The organism is Gracilibacillus caseinilyticus, from assembly GCF_022919115.1.
Taxonomy (GTDB): domain Bacteria; phylum Bacillota; class Bacilli; order Bacillales; family Amphibacillaceae; genus Gracilibacillus; species Gracilibacillus caseinilyticus.
In genome coordinates this window covers 20,743-40,156 of record NZ_CP095072.1, presented here as the reverse complement: position 1 = coordinate 40,156, position 19,414 = coordinate 20,743, and the positions used below count along the sequence as shown (strand labels likewise).

The 19,414-nt window shown below is 38.2% G+C and carries 14 protein-coding genes and 1 pseudogene; 7 read left to right on the top strand and 8 right to left on the bottom strand.

All coding sequences use genetic code 11. From position 1 onward, the window contains the following. Positions 1–22 precede the first annotated feature (22 nt). Positions 23–943 carry an NAD-dependent epimerase/dehydratase family protein gene (locus MUN88_RS00150; protein WP_244719388.1) on the bottom strand — a complete coding sequence of 307 codons (921 nt, stop codon included), beginning with the start codon at positions 941–943 and terminating at the stop codon, positions 23–25. 254 nt (positions 944–1,197) lie between these two features. On the opposite strand from MUN88_RS00150, the gene MUN88_RS00145 reads away from it, so the two are divergent. Then, on the top strand, positions 1,198–2,442 hold the full coding sequence (locus tag MUN88_RS00145) for a glycosyltransferase family 4 protein (protein WP_244719385.1): 1,245 nt from the start codon (positions 1,198–1,200) through the stop codon (positions 2,440–2,442). A 349-nt stretch (positions 2,443–2,791) separates the two neighbouring features. On the opposite strand, the gene MUN88_RS00140 is transcribed toward MUN88_RS00145, so the two are convergent. The 7 genes and pseudogenes from MUN88_RS00140 to MUN88_RS00110 form a co-directional block, all read right to left on the bottom strand. Next, on the bottom strand, positions 2,792–3,703 hold the full coding sequence (locus tag MUN88_RS00140; RefSeq protein ID WP_244719382.1) for an NAD-dependent epimerase/dehydratase family protein: 912 nt from the start codon (positions 3,701–3,703) through the stop codon (positions 2,792–2,794). Between the two features lie 118 nt (positions 3,704–3,821). After that, positions 3,822–4,670 carry a dTDP-4-dehydrorhamnose reductase family protein gene (locus MUN88_RS00135; protein WP_244719380.1) on the bottom strand — a complete coding sequence of 283 codons (849 nt, stop codon included), beginning with the start codon at positions 4,668–4,670 and terminating at the stop codon, positions 3,822–3,824. Position 4,671: 1 nt separating this feature from the next. Further along, on the bottom strand, positions 4,672–5,658 hold the full coding sequence (locus MUN88_RS00130; protein WP_244719377.1) for a polysaccharide biosynthesis protein: 987 nt from the start codon (positions 5,656–5,658) through the stop codon (positions 4,672–4,674). Beyond that, positions 5,651–6,742, bottom strand: coding sequence for a non-hydrolyzing UDP-N-acetylglucosamine 2-epimerase (gene wecB / locus MUN88_RS00125; RefSeq protein WP_244719374.1), 1,092 nt, complete (start codon positions 6,740–6,742; stop codon positions 5,651–5,653). Before wecB ends, MUN88_RS00130 begins: the two co-directional genes overlap by 8 nt. Positions 6,743–6,972: 230 nt before the next feature. After that, a pseudogene (locus tag MUN88_RS00120) lies at positions 6,973–7,694 on the bottom strand (SDR family oxidoreductase). Between the two features lie 18 nt (positions 7,695–7,712). Further along, the gene (locus tag MUN88_RS00115; RefSeq protein WP_244724691.1) at positions 7,713–8,129 is read right to left on the bottom strand and encodes a MarR family winged helix-turn-helix transcriptional regulator; all 417 of its coding nucleotides are present in this window, start codon (positions 8,127–8,129) and stop codon (positions 7,713–7,715) included. Positions 8,130–8,328: 199 nt separating this feature from the next. After that, the gene (locus MUN88_RS00110) at positions 8,329–9,195 is read right to left on the bottom strand and encodes a TetR/AcrR family transcriptional regulator (RefSeq protein WP_244719371.1); all 867 of its coding nucleotides are present in this window, start codon (positions 9,193–9,195) and stop codon (positions 8,329–8,331) included. Between the two features lie 166 nt (positions 9,196–9,361). Between MUN88_RS00110 and MUN88_RS00105 the strand changes: the two genes are divergently transcribed. The 6 genes from MUN88_RS00105 (at position 9,362) to MUN88_RS00080 (ending at position 19,410) form a co-directional block, all read left to right on the top strand. Further along, positions 9,362–10,897, top strand: a complete 1,536-nt coding sequence (locus tag MUN88_RS00105) for a DHA2 family efflux MFS transporter permease subunit (protein ID WP_244719368.1) — start codon at positions 9,362–9,364, stop codon at positions 10,895–10,897. A gap of 871 nt (positions 10,898–11,768) precedes the next feature. Next, a complete protein-coding gene (locus MUN88_RS00100) occupies positions 11,769–12,719 on the top strand; it encodes an ABC transporter permease (protein ID WP_244719365.1) in 951 nt (316 codons plus the stop codon). Next, positions 12,720–13,589: a carbohydrate ABC transporter permease gene (locus MUN88_RS00095; RefSeq protein WP_244719362.1), complete on the top strand. Its 870-nt coding sequence runs from the start codon at positions 12,720–12,722 to the stop codon at positions 13,587–13,589. A gap of 24 nt (positions 13,590–13,613) precedes the next feature. Further along, on the top strand, positions 13,614–15,167 hold the full coding sequence (locus tag MUN88_RS00090; RefSeq protein ID WP_244719359.1) for an extracellular solute-binding protein: 1,554 nt from the start codon (positions 13,614–13,616) through the stop codon (positions 15,165–15,167). 265 nt (positions 15,168–15,432) lie between these two features. Continuing rightward, positions 15,433–16,971 carry an extracellular solute-binding protein gene (locus MUN88_RS00085; RefSeq protein WP_244719356.1) on the top strand — a complete coding sequence of 513 codons (1,539 nt, stop codon included), beginning with the start codon at positions 15,433–15,435 and terminating at the stop codon, positions 16,969–16,971. Between the two features lie 159 nt (positions 16,972–17,130). Beyond that, on the top strand, positions 17,131–19,410 hold the full coding sequence (locus tag MUN88_RS00080; RefSeq protein WP_244719353.1) for an AraC family transcriptional regulator: 2,280 nt from the start codon (positions 17,131–17,133) through the stop codon (positions 19,408–19,410). Positions 19,411–19,414: the final 4 nt, after the last annotated feature.

Here is a 19,414-nt window from a genome sequence, read left to right as displayed (position 1 = left end):
CCGTGTATTTGTCATTATCAAATTACGCTGATGAGTTCCGTCTCCGGTAATAATGAAGTGTATCTGATAATGATGTTTTGAGTGATATGGTGGGTTCCCAACCTAGTTCATGTAAACGAGCAGGATTTACCACTGGTTGAATGTCTGCTTGATTCGTAGTCTTTGAACCAACATGAAAATCACTGCTGGACATTGATTGAAAGTGTTTCACAATTTCACCAAGAGTTCGATTTTTGCCAGTTGTGACATTGTATATTTCACCAGCAGATCCTTTTAGCAGTAAGAGATGATATGCCGTAATCGCATCACGAACATCGAGAAAATCGCGTTGTGCTTGTAAATTGATTTCGAGTGGGGATGGGGTGTTCATACTTTCCGTTTTTGCTAGATTTTCCGCGATAATGGAACAGACTCCATTAGAAGGACCTGGTCCGATCAAGTTGGTAGGATTAGCAATAATAATTTCCATGTTGTACAACGGTACCCATGACTGTGCAACCAGACTTTGCAATGTTTTGCTTAAGCCATATGGATGTTTTAACGTACTCTTTGACAAAGGATTAAACTGCAGCGTTGATCCAACGACAACAATTCGGCATAATGGAACGACTTCTCGAATCGCCTCCAATAGATATAAGGTAGCAAGCATATTGGTTTCTATCGATTGGACTGGTTTTTTCCAGGAGTGACTAACATCATTTTGTCCAGCTAAATGTAATACGTAATCTGGCTTCGTACTATTTATTAAATGTTTTACCTGATCCTGTTCAGTGAGATTACACCTGACCCAGCTAATTTGATTTTCTTGTTTACTCGTTGAATGGGAAACAGCAGTTATGTCAAACCCTTTTTTATGAAAATAACTACAGGCGTGCTGTCCGGTGAAACCGTTAGCTCCGGTAATAAGCAACTTCTTATTATTGGACACTGCAATCAAATCCAATTTTCGTGATCTGCTGGTATTTGCAGCTGATGCGTTATATTGGTTAGTTTCATCTTCAGGCCTCCATTTAGTCGATCACTTTGTGTAGTGCTATTATATGCTGGATGACCGTTATTGCTGTAGGCAGATAAATACGTTCATCGATAAACAGGCATTACAACAGAGTAAAAAGGATTTCTATCCAAACAATTATGGACGAATTCGCATAAGATTGAAGAGGGAGAATAATTTAAAGAGATTTAAGGAGATGTGCTATGAAAATCTTATTGGCCACATTTTGGGCTGTTCCGCATGTCGGTGGTGTGTGGAATTATATGATGCAATTAAAAGATCAATATGAACAACAGGGTCATCAGGTGGATCTTATGGGGTTCAATGAGGGAAATACGATCGTTCATATATGGAATAAGCAAAGGCAAATAGAGAAGAATGCAATACAGGATGAAGTACAGACAGCATTTGCAATTCGTGAGAAGCAATCTTCGGCTATCCAGCAAGACCAATATGTTAGATACTATGAGTTGCAACGCTGTATTTATGAAATTGCAGCGCGAAAGCTGGACATTACTCATTATGATTTGATCCATACTCAAGATGTCATATCTAGTGCTTGTATAAATCGAATCAGACCTGATACGATACCACAAGTTTCCAGTATTCATGGCTCGGCGGCACAAGAATTGAAAGATGCAGTTACGAGGGTTTTTAAATCACCTACAGCTGAAATTGCTTGTCGTTATTTTGATGAAATGGAAAAGGAAGGGGCAATGGCTGCTGAATATACAATCGTTGCTAATCATTGGCTCAAAAGAATATTCATGAAAGAATATCAAATACCTAAAAATAAACTTCGAGTTCTTCATTATGGTTACGACATTGAAACGTTCATTCAGAAAATGTCGGAAAAAACGGAGATTGAGCGTCCTGCGGATAAGAAGCTGATTTTGTTTACAGGTAGAATTATTGAAAAAAAAGGTGTCTATGATTTGGTTGAGGCGCTAAGAATATTAAAGAAAGAGTATGATGGATGGGTTTGCTGGATAGTAGGGGAAGGGCCGGATCGGAATGATTTACAAGAGAAAGTGAAGCAATATGGTTTACAAGAGAATGTTTATTTTTTTGGTAATCGTCGAGATATTCCATATTTGTTATCATTAGCAGATATTTTTGTTCTGCCGAGTCAATTGGATAATCAACCGTTGTCAGTTATTGAGGCACAACTGGCAGGGAAAGCGATCATCACCAGTAATGCTGGAGGTCTTCCTGAAATGGTCCAAGATGGCAAAACAGGCTTAATCACAAGAATGGGTAATTCGCAACACTTATTTGAGCAGATGAAAAGATTATTAGAAGATCCGTTATTAAGGGAACATCTAGGGAAAAACGTGAGAGAATGGGCGTTAAAACATTGGAAAATAAACAAAGCGATCAAAAAGGTTTTCCATATTTATCAGGAGGCAATTAAGAAAAAGGAGCGTGCCATAAAGAAAGATAACTAACGATTTATTTGTAATGATCGCAATTCTACTATTCAAGTTCTTGGAGTGAGTTCCAATTTATATTAACAATAGGGTCCCTCTTGGTAGTATTCTAGTTCGGCCCAATGCGTATTGAGTCCCTGCACATATCAAGAGGGCTTTTTTGTACAAGAAAAAAGCTGAAAAACCCTGGACTGACATAAGTATTCAAGCAATTGAAAAGCCGAACATAACTAGAAATGTCTTCAAACAACATCCACTTTATGTTCGGCTTTTCTCTTATGCTGTAAAGTTATGCTGCGAATTAAGGCGATTCTTTCTATCGTTCTACCAGCTTACACAGATTTCTTATATCACCAGTATTTCGCGCTTACGATTGATAATAGGAATACGTATATTGAATTCCTTGTGCGATTTCTGTTTTTGGTTTCCATTTCAACAAGTCAAATGCCTTTTGGTTGGCAAGGCAGCTATGCTTGATGTCGCCTATTCTTCCTGGTTTATGAAGTGTTTCAAGTGGTTTAGGGTGTAGAGAAGATAGCGATTCTACGAGCTGATTGATGGAAGTTCGTTTACCAGTACTTATTTGTACCATACCGTTCTGTTCGCTTGCCATTGCTGCTATATTAGCATGCACCACATCATCAACATAGACGAAATCTCGGGATTGTGCTCCATCACCATGAATCATTAAAGGCAGTTCGTTTCTGATTTTTTCCATAAAAACAGCAATCACGCCTCCTTCACCTTTAGCAGTCTGACGCGGACCGTAGACATTTCCGTAGCGAAGAATGACATACGGAAGCTGGTACAGTTGATGAAATAACTGAATATAGAATTCTGCGCTTAATTTCGATAATCCATAATAGGAGAAGGGAATGGCACGATCTTCTTCCGTAATTAATTCCTTCTGTAAATTGCCATAAACTGCGGAAGTGGAAGAAAAGATGAATTTTTGTACCTCTGCATCATTGCAAGCCCTTAATAATTGTATCGTTCCATTAATATTTACATCAGCATCAAATCTTGGGTCTTCAATAGATCTTGTCACATCAGCTTGAGCTGCCAGGTGGAAGAGTATATCTGGTTTTTCTTCCCTAATTAAATCACCCGCTTGATCACTGCGGATATCGATGTGGTGAAAAATAGCCTGTGGCTGCAGATAAGATCTTTTCCCGGATGATAAATCATCGATGATGTGCACTTCATGGTTTTGTTGTATTAAATGGTCGACAAGGTGAGACCCGATAAATCCTGCTCCACCCGTTACGAATGTTTTCATGATAAGCCAACTCTCTTTTTCAAGATAACATAGTGTATGACATATAAGGGAGAGAGGTATTGGACAATGACCTAATGAGATTCAAATAGTACTTATATGGTGATTCGCCTTGTCCATTTTATAGGCGTTCATATAGCGATTTGTATTGCTCCATCCATTCCTTCATCTCTAGAAGCATGTTTTCGTAGGATGGTACGTCATAGCTGAAATCGTTTCGGTTACTTTGAACAGTACGATCCAACGTGTTTTCGTCATCAGCTATAATATCTACGTCATGTTTATCAAAAATGTCCTGGATCAATTTTAATAATGTGTATTTTGATACTTTTTGTTTGGCGCCGATATGAACTAATCCAGTCACTTGCTCTTCTATCATTACGTCTATCGCTTTTGCCAATTCTAAAGTAGTTATACCGTTCCATAGCACTTTCTCAAATCCTTTAATTTGACCCTGCTGTTTCATAAACCAGAGAAATAATCCTTGGCCATCGTCTTTCATTTCAGGGCCAATGATGGATGTGCGAATGGTCAAATGGTGATCTTCCTTTATTTCGCCCAGTTTTTTGGATTGCGCATATATCGTAGTGCCATCTGCTTCATCATCTTCTGTGTAATTGCCTTGTTTTCCGGAGAACACACAATCTGTACTGAGGTGAATCAGTTTGCTCTGGTATCTATCCGCTAATTTGGTGATTTGATATGGAAGGATGCTATTAATTTGATAAGCCATTTCTGGATTCTTCTGTGCATATTTGATTAGAACACCGATACAGTTAATGATAAAATCAGGTTTGATGATATCGATTATTTCTTCTAGTCTTGTCAAGTTCGTCACGTCTAGATAGATGCTATCTTTATCTGTCTTATTTCTCGACGTATAAAAAACCTGAAAGTTATCTTTCTGCTTAAAATAATTTGTAATGACATGACCTGCCATACCATGTCCGCCAAGAACTAGCAGCTTCATGTTAGATGAACCTCCCTTTTGCGAGCATTGCATGAATCTCTGTTTTTGACATTAAATCTTTGCTGGAATTATAGTTTGCAAGCTCAGTAGGTGGATAATTTTTATAATGCTCTTGTAAACCATCAATGTGGATGAATGGTAAAATAACAAAATATTCTTCATCATAGGTGATGGCTGTTTGACTTTCGTTATCGGATAATAATAATTCGTGGATTTTTTCACCAGGTCTCGTTCCGATTACTTCAATAGCAATATCTTTCCTGCCCGAGGCGTCTATTAATACTTGGGCAATGTCCATGATTTTACAAGCTGGCATTTTCATCACAAATATTTCACCACCGATACTTTCTGAAGTGGCTTTAAAAACAAGTCGAATCGCATCTTCAATAGTTAAGAAAAATCGAGTCATATTTAGGTCTGTAATACCGATTTTTCCTTTTTCTTTCATGTGCTTTTTCAAAACATGAATGACACTGCCGTTAGTTCCGAGCACATTGCCACCACGAATACAGACAAATTGGGTATCGCTGTTTAAGGTGTTGGCATGAATGATAAGTCGTTCTCCCATTGCTTTTGACAATCCATAGAAATTGAAAGGATTTGCGGCCTTATCTGTAGAAATATATAACACTTTTTTAATACCACACTCGATTGCAGCGTCAATGACGTTCTGTGTACCGTGAACATTTGTTTTTAATGCTTCGAGTGGTTGATATTCACAGACCGGTACGTGTTTCAGTGCCGCTAGGTGGAAGAGGTAATCGACATCCTGGCACGCTTCGGTTATTGCTTCTTTTTCCCTGATATCTCCTATGACAAATTTCAGGAGTGGGTGATTGTCGAATTCTTGTTGCATCGTAAATTGGCTGGATTCATTTCGAGAATAGATCCGGATTTCTTTCGGTTCGAATAAAATAAGCTGACGTACCAATTCATATCCCCATGAACCGGTACCGCCTGTAATCAGTATCGTTTGATCTTTAAACATAATTCATGCCTCCCATGACAATTTTAATTACTTTATCCGATACATTGCGGTGATCATAACCTTCTGGAAAAGTCCAATCTCGTGGTTGTTTGATCATTACGCGAGTCGACAGAGCAATTTGTTGTGCATCAATGCCAGACAACATGTTACTGCCGCATTCGATAGTTTCTGGTCTTTCGGTTGTTTTTCGAATTGTTACGGTAGGAATGTGAAATAAACAACATTCTTCTTGTACCGTGCCACTGTCGGTTAAGGCACAAAGACAGTTTTTCTCTAATTTGACAAAATCAAAAAATCCGAATGGCTCATGAAATTCAACTAGAGGGTGTTCAGGTAATCCCGAACTTGCCTCGATCCGAGATTGTGTTCTGGGATGTACGCTGCAAATAATTTTCTTTTGAAATATATCTGCGACCATATTCAATCCTTTAAGTATTTCTGCTAATTTACCAGCATGATCCACATTTTCTGCTCGGTGAAAGGTTGCTAGAAAATAACCGTCTTCCTTTAATTGGAGCCGGTCAAGTATGGTGCTTTGTTCAATTTTGGACCGGTTATGCTCTAATACTTCATATATCGGATTGCCGGATAGAAAGACACGGTTAGGTTGTATGCCTTCTCTTAGAAGATTTTCTTTACTGTTGGGAGTGTAGGGTAGATTGCAACTAGAGACGGCATCGATGATTTTTCGGTTCTTTTCTTCCGGTACTTCCAAATCAAAACAGCGGTTTCCCGCTTCCATATGGACAACAGGAATTCCCATTCTTTCTGATAGAATGGCGCTTAAACCACTGTTGGTATCGCCTAAGACGAGTACTTTATCTGGTTTTTCTTTTGAAATAATCTTTTCGAGGTCTTTAAATAAAAGAGATAACTGCTCACCTAATGTAAGTTGGTTTGTTCCTAACACATAATCAGGCTTACGCACATCTAATTCATCGAAAAAGACATCGTTGAGTGTAGCCGTGAAATTCTGGCCAGTATGGACTAGGATATGTTGGTCAGCAAATTGATCTAGCTTTTTTATTATAAGACTTAACCTGATAATTTCCGGTCTCGTACCTAAAACAGTCATGATTTTCAATTGCTATCACACCTTCTGATGACATACATGCATCTTTTTTGTTAGTTGTTACACATTCTTTGTAATAACAATATGCTCGTATTTGTAAATTGCTGTAGGCATGAATCAGCTTTAAATCAAGAATCCTCTATATGCCTAAGGATTTATTAGGGATCGAAGGAAATCAAAAAAGCCGCAGTGGATACTGCGACGTTCTTGATAAATGAAGTATTCTATTTAAGGAAGTATTATTATCGTGCGGTTAATCCACCGTCAACGACAAATTCGGAGCCGCTACTGTAACTGGATTCAACAGAAGCGAGGTAGTGTACCAGCTGTGTGACTTCCTCTGGTTTTGCTACTCTGCCAGCAGGAATGTGTTTAGCGAACGCCTCAATTGTTTCTTTTGAATCTTCTTGCATGATCATTGGTGTTTCGATGACACCTGGATGAACAGAGTTTACTCGAATGTTATACGGGCTTAAATTGAGTGCAGCTGCTTTTGTCATACCTCTTACTGCGAATTTGGTATCTGTATAGCCTATCGCGCCACCAACATGTCCATTAATTGACGAAATATTCACAATCGATCCGCCACCGACCTTTTTCAAGGCAGTAAGAACAGATTGTATACCTAAGAAGACGGAAATTTGATTGATATCAACGATTTTTCGATAGTCTTCTTCTGTGATTTGTTCATACTAATGCCAGCATTATTCACGAGAATATCAATCTTGCCAAAGGTGTTTTCAGTGTATTGTATTACTTCTTTCCAATTATCACTTTTTGTTACATCAAGCATTTTAAATTCAACGCTATCACCTAATTGATTTGCTAATGCTTTTCCTTCTTCTTCAAGAATATCTGCAATTATGACGCTTGCACCTTCTTCTGTGAAGCGTTTGATATGAGAAGCACCCATGCCACGGGCTCTACCTGTAATTATTGCTACTTTGCCTGCTAATCTGCTCATTTTGTTTCCTCCTTATTATTAGTCGTTTTTGGTTACAGCTTCTAATAATTTCTCCTGAATCATTAAATATTGGTTCAGCTCTTCTTCACTTAATACTTCAAAGATGTCCATAAATAATTTTTTGCCTATCGCCTGTGCCTCAGAAAGGGCTTTTTCTCCTTCAGGTGTGATCACCATACGTATGGTACGTTTATCTTGTTCATCTGGTTGTCGAACAGCAAGACCGAGATTTACGAGTTTTGTCGCAATATTTGTCATGGCTCCTTTTGTATTGGCAAGCTCTACCTGTTTTAAAGGACCGTGTGAGCGTAACTCAGACAATGCTAAGATCGGCGAAATGCCAAGCGGATAGGAATAAGCTTTTGTAAAGTGAATGATGTGTTCATTGTTTATTTTTTCAATCATATGGATTAATTTAAAAATATTTGTGTTCACCAATTCGTTCGCTCCTCTCTGTATTGGTGAAAAAAGTTTAATGTTAAACTAATTTCTTAGCTAGTGATTTTTTTTGAAATAAGTAAGAGGCAAATTAAAAGCCGAACATAACACCGAATCTTATCAAAAAAGATTCGTGCTATGTTCGGCTTTTAGATCGTATTGACATGTTTTATGTGCTGGCATGTCTCCATCTCTTCTATAAATGTAATTTGTGAATCAGATGGACCACTTGCTGAATCTCATGTTCTAATGATGAATCAGTAAAGGCTTGCAACATGGATTGGCAGACGCTTTCGATCAAGAAATATTTTGGTTCCTCTGCTTGTAATTCATTAATAAGAAATTGAACATAGGCAAGCTTTGTTTCGTTACCATTACTTTGTAAATCGGTATCTAATTGTTTTAACTGCTGAAAAAGTGTCTGTTGCTGATCTTTTTCATTTGTGAAGTCGTGATCTAACCAATGTCGTTGGAAGAACGTTTCTTGTGTCTTTATTTGATCGTCAAGCATCGACTTAATTCGTCTAAGTACATAGCGAATGACTTTCTCAATGGATGGTGTCTGACCAGATCCTAATTTAGCAACAAACTGGAAGCTGTGAATACTGCCGAGTAACATAATCGCATGATCCATTGTGTAATGGCTTCCTTTGGCAGGATAAATATCTGCAATTCTTTGAGCCAGCCATTTGAGTTCTTTCGCATGGGCTCTGTGCATATAAGCTTTCAGTTGTTCATCTTCAGATATGGAAACTGTTTGAAACACCGTCATCATATTATGCTCGCGGTTCATTGTCATTTTCATCGCGACTTGCTCGATGAAGACTTCTTCATTGTCTTTTTCTTTACCAATAGCGATTTTTTGACGTTCTGTATCTATTTGTTCTTCTACGAAGGAAAGGATGGCGAGTAAACAGTCATTTTTTGAATGAAAATGATTGTAAAAAGTTCCTTTCGAAATCTCAGCCTTGTCTAATATGTCTTGTACAGAAGAAGCTGCAAATCCTTTTTTGACAAATAAGGAGTGGGCAGCATCAATGATTTTTTTTCGTGTATCGTTCATTTTTTCACCCTTTTATAACGATGGTATAATTTAATTTTATCTAATAAAATCTATAATATCAATGTTTTTTAATATGGTAAAAAATATATATTGCAATTATTGAACTATAGGTATAGAATAAGTAAGTACTTCATTTAACAACTATAATGGAAAGAAGGATACACGAATGTCAAACAATCATTCAATAGAGAAAAAACCACCATATGGCATGATTGCTATATTATTTATTGGTGCGTTTGTATCTATTTTAAATGAAACTTTATTAAATGTAGCTTTGCCTTCGATAATGTCTGAATTCGAAGTAAATGCTACGTCCGTACAATGGCTCTCTACAGGTTATATGCTTATCAACGGTATATTAATTCCTGCAAGTGCTTTTTTAATTCAACGATTCTCTGACAAGAAATTATTTATTACAGCGATGACCCTTTTTACGTTAGGTACATTTTTAGCAAGTATTGCTCCTGCGTTTGGTGTGTTATTAGCTGCCAGAATGATTCAAGCATCTGGTTCTGCTATTATGATGCCGTTACTAATGAACGTTATGCTTAATGCTTTCCCAGTTGAAAAACGTGGGGCGGCAATGGGTACTTTTGGTATTGTTATGATTACAGCTCCCGCTATTGGACCTACTTTATCAGGATGGATTGTGGAACATTACAGCTGGAGAATGCTATTCGATATTGTACTTCCGATAGCTGCTTTATCTTTAATTATTTCGATCTTTAAATTGAAAGATATTACAGGTAAGCGAGAAATTAAATTAGATGTATTTTCGATTGTTCTTTCAAGTATAGGTTTTGGTGGATTATTATACGGATTCAGTTCTGCTGGTGATGATGGCTGGGGGGATCCGTGGGTGTACGGTACCATTATTGTTGGTGCCATTGGTCTTGTTTCTTTCATTGTCCGTCAAATGAAATTGGATGTGCCAATGCTTGAATTCAGAATCTATAAATACCCAATGTTCGCATTATCATCTGCTATTTCTATCGTGATTGCGATGGCGATGTTCTCGGCGATGATCTTAATGCCGATTTATATTCAAACGATTCGTGGTATATCGCCAATGGAATCTGGTTTATTAATGCTTCCAGGTGCATTAGTAATGGGGGTTATGTCTCCAATTACTGGTCGATTGTTTGATAAATATGGTGCGAAGGTATTAGCGATTCTTGGTTTAACGATTACGACAGCAACAACTTTCTTCTTTAGTAATATTAGCATGGACACTGCTTATTCAACTTTGGTTATTCTTTATACATTTAGAATGTTTGGGATGTCCATGGTAATGATGCCGGTCATGACAAATGGTTTAAATCAGTTGCCTGCTGCGAACTATCCAGATGGTACAGCAATGAATAATACGTTACAGCAAGTGTCAGGTGCGATCGGTTCCGCATTGTTAATTACGATCATGAATAAGCGTACCGAATCAAGTGCAACAGATATTGTTCAGGAAAACATTGCTGCCGGTAACTTAGATCCAAGCCAAGTAACAGGTGGAGCAGAACAAAGTATTCCTCAGGAACTAATTAATCAGGCGATGTTAAACGGAATTAACTTTACCTTCTTCATCTCGACCTTTATTGCGGCAGTTGCGTTGGTATTAGCGTTCTTTATCAAACGAGTGAAATCAACTCCACAACAAAAAGAAGAGCAACCCGCAGAAACAAAGATAGAGCAAGTTGCAGTAGAATAAGAAAAAACGATCAGCATTCAATTGCTGATCGTTTTTTTGTTAGCAAGAAAGTCGATAATTGTAAAAATAATAATGTAGCTACCGATATTGGGGATTATGTTAAGTAGCCACGTGCTTCTTTTGAAATGATTAAGGTGCTGTGATACCGCTCCGGCCAACCACTTCGCGTCCTGGGGGGCACGGCTGAAGCTAACTTTGTGAAGAAGAGCGCTTCACAAAGTGGATCTTCAGCACCTGCACGTCCCGCGGGAGTCTACGTGGTTGGCCTACGCTATGTTACTTGCTCTACAACTGATGCAAGAGGTAGTATGTGGTATATGGTATTAATGAGTGTTCTTACTACACATATACTTTCATAGCGCCTAGAACCACTACTTTTAGCTGTTTCATAAGTTGCAGAACTTCCTTAAAGCGTAGGAAATATGCGGAGACTCCCGTGGAATCAGCGCGAGCTGAAGATCCACTTTGTCTGTGCCTGCAAGTATCGCTTCGAAGTGAGCTTCCTCGGTACAAGGCAGCAAAGAAGTTGTTCAAGTAGTAGCCTAGCTGAAGCCGTGCCCACAGGACGCGGAGCATATTTCCGGAGCTTTGCTAAGTAGATGAAATCTATCATAATTGCCACAATTTCAGACAGTTCTACTTAACATAATCCGCATTATAGGAAACATGATATATCTAATATGCATCCGTTTTTATCGAAATGTTCTCAAATCCTTGCTGTTTCTTAGAACAAACATTTCTAACATTTAATGAACCAATCCTCCAAATAGTGTGAATATAGGAATTGAATAGTTATTATGAGAATGGTTGATTGCGCTTACATTATAGTTCGAGGTATGATTTGATCAACCAAACAGAAAGGAGGGAGTGCATGGCTGATCAAGCGATTATCGAAAAAAGCAGTAAATGGGATCGAGTCAAACAGAACAGACTGATCAAAAATATTCGCAGGCATTGGATGCTTTATTTAATGATCTTACCCGGAATTATTTTTTATATTGTTTTTAAGTATATTCCGCTTATGGGTAGTGTCATCGCGTTTCAGAATTACCAGATTTTTAACGGTATTTTAGGAAGTCCGTGGGTCGGTTTGGAAAACTTCAAGATGCTTCTGCATTATCAGGATTTTCATGAAGTATTACGAAACACTGCTTTAATAGCACTTTATCAGTTAGTTTTTCAATTCCCAGCACCAATAATTTTAGCATTATTATTTAACGAAGTGAGAGTACTGATTGTCAAGAAAACAGTACAAAGTTTATTTTATTTACCGCATTTTCTTTCCTGGGTGGTCGTTGGCGGTATTGTATTCGAGCTGTTGGCCAATCAAGGGATTGTAAATGCATTTCGAGAAATGTTAGGTTTTGAACCGATTTTGTTTATGCAGGAAGAAGCTTACTTTAGATCCATTGTCATTATTTCTGGTATATGGAAGGAAATCGGATGGGGTACCATCATTTATTTAGCAGCGATAACGGCAATCAATCCTAGTCTTTATGAAGCGGCTGTTATAGATGGAGCCAATCGTTTTAAGCAAACCATCTATATTACACTCCCTTTAATGTTACCTACCATCGCAGTATTATTTCTTTTGAATATTGGTAACTTCCTTGAATTAGGATTCGATCAAATATTCAACTTGTTGACACCAATGACGTATTCCGTAGGTGATATTATTGAAACATATGTGTACCGGGCTGGGGTTCTACAAGGGCAGTACAGTTTGACAACGGCAATTGGGTTATTCCAATCTGTCATTGGATTTGCATTATTGTGGATTTTTAACCGTCTTGCGAGAAAATCAGAACAGGGGCTGTGGTAAATGAAACAAACAATAGGAGAACGATTATTTCAGGTGTTTAATTATCTGGTATTGATTGTGTTAGCATCTACCATGATTGCGCCTTTGCTTCACTTATTAGCCGTTTCCTTCAGTTCGCCAATAGCTGCTGATTCCAAAGAAGTATTTTTAATTCCAGTGAATTTTACACTTGCCACATGGGAACATATTTTGCAAAATGAAGTATTATGGCGTGCCTTTGGTGTCACCGTCTTTATTACGGTAGTCGGTACGATTCTCAGTATGTTATTTACGATTATGACAGCGTTTCCATTATCAAGGAAAGAGTTTTTATTACGCAGACCAATTATGTTAATTATGGTGCTGACAATGATCTTTAATGCACCGATGATTCCATTCTTTTTAACCGTAAGAGAAGTGGGGTTAATGGATTCGATATGGTCATTAATTATTCCTGGTTTAATCAGTACCTTTAACATGGTCATCGTTCGTACTTTCTTTCTGGGGATACCAAAAGATATTGATGATGCCGCACGGATTGATGGTTGTAATGAGTTTCGCTTGCTATTTCAAATTTATTTACAACTATCAAAACCAGTATTGGCTACGATCAGTTTGTTTTATGCGGTTGGTTACTGGAATACGTTCAAATCAGCGGTCTTGTTTTTGAGGGATCCGAGTTTATGGCCGTTACAAATGCGGCTGCGTGCGTTCTTTACGTCGGAGGAACAATTAGCAGCGGTTGATTTAATTATGGGAGACTTTGATTTTAATACGACGACATTAAAAGCGGCAACGATTATTTTTGCAACGATTCCGATCGTCATGGTTTATCCTTATTTGCAGAAATATTTTGTGAAAGGTGCAGTATTAGGTTCCATAAAAGAATAAATTTAATTCTGGGGAGGAAACAAGATGCAACGAAATCGTACATGGATGGGGTTAATGGTTTTACTGGCAATCTTGATGTTATCAGTATTCACTGCTTGTTCAAGTGATGAACAGGCAGGGGAAGCAGATAATCAGTCAGAAGGAGAGAAATCAGGGGAGTCTGGTGACGAAACAGCAACCGTTACGGTATTCAAAAGTCATATGGGGAAAGGAACGATTCCTGGAAGTGATGATCCTCATGTGCAATATGTAAAAGAAGAAACAGGAGTTGAATATGAGTTATTAACGACACCTCCTGGATCTGAGCCTGCCGAATATATTAATCTAATGATTGCTTCTGAAGATTTCCCTGATATTTTACGTCCGATTGGCGGTGTCGAACAAACATTAATTAATCAGGGTGGAGCGCTTGCTCTTGATGAGTTATTACCAAAATATGCGCCGAATGTGTGGGAGCGAATTCCAGAAGAGGCTTGGGATATTGTAAGATCAGCATCTCCCGATGGAAAAATCTATTATATACCAAAAGTCTATTTAATTCCAGAGCGTGCAGCATTATTGCGTAAGGACTGGCTGGATGCAGTAGGAATGGAAATGCCAGAAACTTTAGAAGAGTATAAAGAAATGCTGATTGCCTTCCGTGATCAGGACCCGAACGGTAATGGCAAGCAAGACGAACTCCCTACCAGTGGCCGGGAATTCGGTCGATGGATGGATCATTTATTTGCGATGTTCGGTATAGCAATGTGGGAAGGCTACCCGGAATGGGATATTTATGATGGAGAAATTAATTATGCAGGTACATCTGAAAATATGAAAGCAGCGATTGCGTTTATCCGTGAATTATATGCAGAGAAATTATTGGATAATGAGACCTTTTTGAATAAAGGTGACGTCTGGACCGCGAAGATAAACAATAACGTAGTGGGAAGCTGGTATCACTTACCTGCCAACTTGAGAGAAAGATATGCTGCAATGAAGCAAGGTGCAGAAGATGCATATGTGGTTGGTATGCCTTTACCTGAAGTTGAAGGATTTGACGGATATATTACACAAAAAAGCATGGGTGAACCAGAATGGATGATTCCGAAAGCATCAGAGGAGAATGCAGCAAATGCGTTAAAACTGCTCGACTTTTTCTACAATCCGGAATATGAAGAATTCATTCAGTACGGTATCGAAGGTGTGCAGCATGAAGTGGTAGATGGTAAAAAAGTTTTATTGCCATCCTCTGATGATAAACCAGTCGTGTTAGGGATGAGAAATTTAACAACCGAAGAATCAATGGATGTTCGTATCGAGAACTCCTTCCCGGAAGAAGAACAACAAATGGTGAAAGATATTTTTAAAGTAAGTTCAAAAGATGCCAGAAGAATTGCTGGTGATGGTTTGCCAAGTACAGTTTATCAAGGCTATCCAGATATCCAGTCTCATAAACTGTTCCAGGAATACCTAACGAAGATTGTGATTGGCGAATGGCCAATTGAAAGATTCGATGAGTTCGTGGAAAAGTGGAACCAGTCAGGTGGGGAAGAAGTAACGAATCGTGTCCAAGAATGGTATGATAAAGTGAAATAATGATCGATTAAAGAATTCATTGTAAGACTAGCGCCAGCGTTCTCAAATAGTTTGGCGCTAGTCAATTCATTTTTTTGTAAGGAATAAATTATTTTTTTAGTTGAAGTTGTGTGCATTCTTTCAGTGAAGCAATTAGCGACACCGATAGCAGCAACGATAGAAAACATTATCACAGCCATGTTAATTTATTTGCTCAAATGTTTTGTCAAGAAGACAATGGTAGGTTCCATAGTAGTATAAACTTGCATTTGGGGGAGGAAACGAGATGCAAAGAAAAAGAACGTGGATGGGATTTTTGGCAATTTTGATACTATCCGTATTGACAGCTTGTTCCAATGATGAACAGGCAGGAGATACAGATAATCCATCAGATGGAAATAATGCTGGAGAGGAATCAGCAACTGTAACAGTTTTCAAGAGTCATATGGGAAAAGGAACGATCCCGGACAGTGATGATCCACATGTGCAATATGTCAAAGAAAAAATAGGCGTGGAATACGAGTTAATAACGACACCGCCAGGTTCTGAACCAGCTGAATATATTAACCTCATGATTGCATCGGAAGATTTTCCTGATATATTACGGCCAATTGGGGGTGTTGAGCAAACCATTATCAATCAAGGTGGTGCTTTGGCATTAGATGATTTATTACCTAAGTATGCTCCACATGTATGGGAAAGAATTCCTGATGAAGCATGGGATATTGTTCGCACTGCCTCTTCTGATGGCAAAATATATTATGTGCCACAAGTGTATTTAGTTCCTTCACGTGCGGCGTTGTTACGTCAAGATTGGCTTGATAAAATAGGAATGGAGATGCCGCAGACGTTGGATGAGTATAAAGAAATGCTTATAGCCTTTCGAGATCAAGATCCGAATGGAAACGGCAAACAAGATGAACTTCCTACCACAGGAAGAGAGTTTGGAAGATGGATGGACCATTTATTTTCCATGTTTGGTGTAGCGATGTGGGAAGGATATCCGGAATGGGATATTTATAATGGTGATATTAATTATGCTGGTACATCTGAAAATATGAAAGCAGCTATTGCATTTATCCGTGAATTATACGAAGAAGATTTATTAGATAACGAAACATTCCTTAATAAAGGGGACGTATGGCAAGCGAAAGTTAATAATAATTTAGTAGGCAGCTGGTATCATCTGCCGGCCAATCTCCGTGATAAGCTCGCTGCAATGAGAGAGGAAGCCCCGGACGCTTATGTGAGCGGAATGCCGTTACCTGAGGTGGAGGGCTTTGATGGATTTATCACGCAGAAGAGCATGGGACTTCCTGAATGGTTAATTCCTACAGCATCTGAAGATAATGCTGCAAATGCTTTAAAACTGCTTGATTTCTTCTATGATCCTGAAAATGCTGATTTTATCCAATATGGAATAGAAGGTGCACAACATGAAGTCGTGGACGGTGAAAAAGTATTACTTCCAGCAACAGATGAAACACCATTACCATTAGGGATGTTAAATTTTCAAACTGAAGAATCGATGGATATCCGTATCGATAATTCCTTTCCGGAAGAAGACCAGCAAATGATTAAGGATATATTTGACGTTGCTACAGCCGATGCCAGAAGAATTGCAGGCGATGGTCTGCCAAGTACAGTTTATCAAGGGTATCCGGATATCCAGTCCCATAAACTGTTCCAGGAATATTTAACAAAGATAGTGATCGGAGAGTGGCCACTTGATAAATTCGATGAGTTCGTAGAGAAGTGGAAGCAATCAGGTGGAGAAGAAGTTACGAAACGTGTGCAAGAATGGTATGATAAAGTGGAACAATAGTAGATGGTAAGAAAAGTAGTGTCAGACTAGCGCCAGCTTTCTTTAATGGCGTTAGTCACTCTACTTTCTATTGTAATTAATTTTAGCTTCAGACGAAACATATTATATAAGTGAGACTGTCGTACGTATAGAACCTTGAACAGGAAAGCAGGTGTGCAGATGTCTAAGCTATTACCAATCCGATTTCAGCAAATACTTAGAAAAAATTTATCCGATACCCAGACAAGGCTGCTTCTAATACTTATGGTACCAGTATTGTTTATTATACTTACCGTCGGCTTTTCTTCTTATTATACGTCAAAAGAAATTCTGCAACAGGAAATAAACGAACCGCAATCACAAATACTACAAATGAATATGCATTACATTGATGAATATTTAGAGGAATCAGATAAAATTGCAGTAAAATTAGCACTGGATAACAATATTTTTCGATTTATTACGAATCCGACTACATTTTCCTATCCGAATATTAAAGAAATATACGATAAATTGACAACGATTACACAGAATGCTTCCTATGTGCAGAGCATTTATATTTATAATACAAATAAAGACAGTTTTGTTGCGATTCCACAAGGATACAGTTCGAGCAGCGCGACGTTTAATGATGCAGGATGGACAGACGTGATAAAAGAGTTACAAGATCAGTCAATGGTTGTAAAATATCGTGATTTACCAGATGGTGCCCGCTATAAAGGCTCGAACATTACATTATTTCGAAAAATTAGCGTTAAAGGGGAAGTCGGAGGTGTGGTCGCGATTAATCTGAATGAGTCCGAATTATTTGCAAAACTGAAATCATCAACGGACCCCAACTCGAACAGTATGCAGTATATCTTAGATCCTAACAATACCATACTCTATAAAACTAGCAATCATAATTTCGATGCAGAAACCATCAATTTTATTAATCGTGAAGTCAGTCAGGGTAATCTAACCAATATTAGTTATAATGACAAAATTTTGTTGGCGAATCAAACAGAATCTAAATTTACCGGATGGAAGTATGTATCTGTTGTATCTCAGGAAAGTATATTAGCGAAGTCGAAAACCATTCGTGATGTGGTATTTGTTGTATCACTCCTTGCATTGATTATTGGTGCTATTGCCATTTTTTTTATTCATTCGATCGAATTAAAACCAATTCGAAGGTTGAAAAAATTGTTTGAAGTGGAATCAGATCAGCCTTATCAGAGGGATTTGCTGCATCTTGAGCATATTATAGATGATTTAGTAACGGATCATGCCCAATTAGAAAGTCTGATTCGAAAAATGAAGCAAGAAGCGAAATCAAAGTTTATCTACGACATTTATATTGGGAAAGTAATGGCGGCATCGGAGCTGAAAGAAAAATGGCAGACTTACTTCTCTGATTGGAAGAAAGACAGTCTTCAGCTGCTTATGGTATCGATTGATCATTATCCAGCCTGGAAGGAGAATGTCACAAGCAGTTATCGATCTGTCGTTAAAGCGGGAATGGTAAATATATTGACGGAAGTATTAGAGTCCCATTATGCAGTGGAAGCAGTAGACATAGGCAAAGAAAAGCTCATCATTGTATTGCAGCATAAAGAGGGGAAAATTCATTTAGAAAACCATTTGAAGATAGCGCTTACTAATATTGAAAGTATATTGGGGTATTCGGTATCAGTCGGTATGCATGACGGAAAAGTACCTGTGCAAGAGATCAAAACAGCATTGAACGTAGCAGAACAAGCATTGCAATACCGTTTATTTGATGGATATAGCACCCTTAACCATGTATTTGAAACGGAAACAGAAGAAGACAAAGCACATATTGCAGAAATGGGTCGACTGATCAAAGCTATCTCGATGGAAGAGCCGGTGCAATCGATTGAAAATGTTACACGTTTCTTTGAAATTTTAGCAAAACGAACGATTAGTCCTGATCTTTCCTTTTATTTTATTGAACAAATACGAAAAGAAATATTTACTCGCAATAAAGCAATGGCATCATCTGATTTCGTGACATTAGAGGATATTCGAACGATGCACGTGGAGGATATTGCAAAAGTATTTAAAGGCAGAATCTCAGAAAAAATCGAAAATATTCAAAAACTCCACCATTCCAAAAGGTATATTAAGTGCCGTAAGATGGTTCAATATATGTCGATGCACCTCAGTGAACCGATAGGAATCCCGGAAATTGCAGAGTCGGTCGGGATAAGTGTCAGTCTTGCCAGCCAGTGGTTCAAGGAAGAGATGAATGATACGATTTATGGTTATTTTACAAGATTGAAAATGGAACGAGCGCAGGAATTATTGACGAGAACTAATATGAAAATAGCTGATATTGCCTTAGAGGTTGGTTACCAGCATGAGAATAGCTTTATCCGCAAGTTCCGTGAGTATAAAGAAATGACGCCAGGAAAATACCGAAGATTAAATGCGATGGTAGACGATAATGAGCTATAGAGGA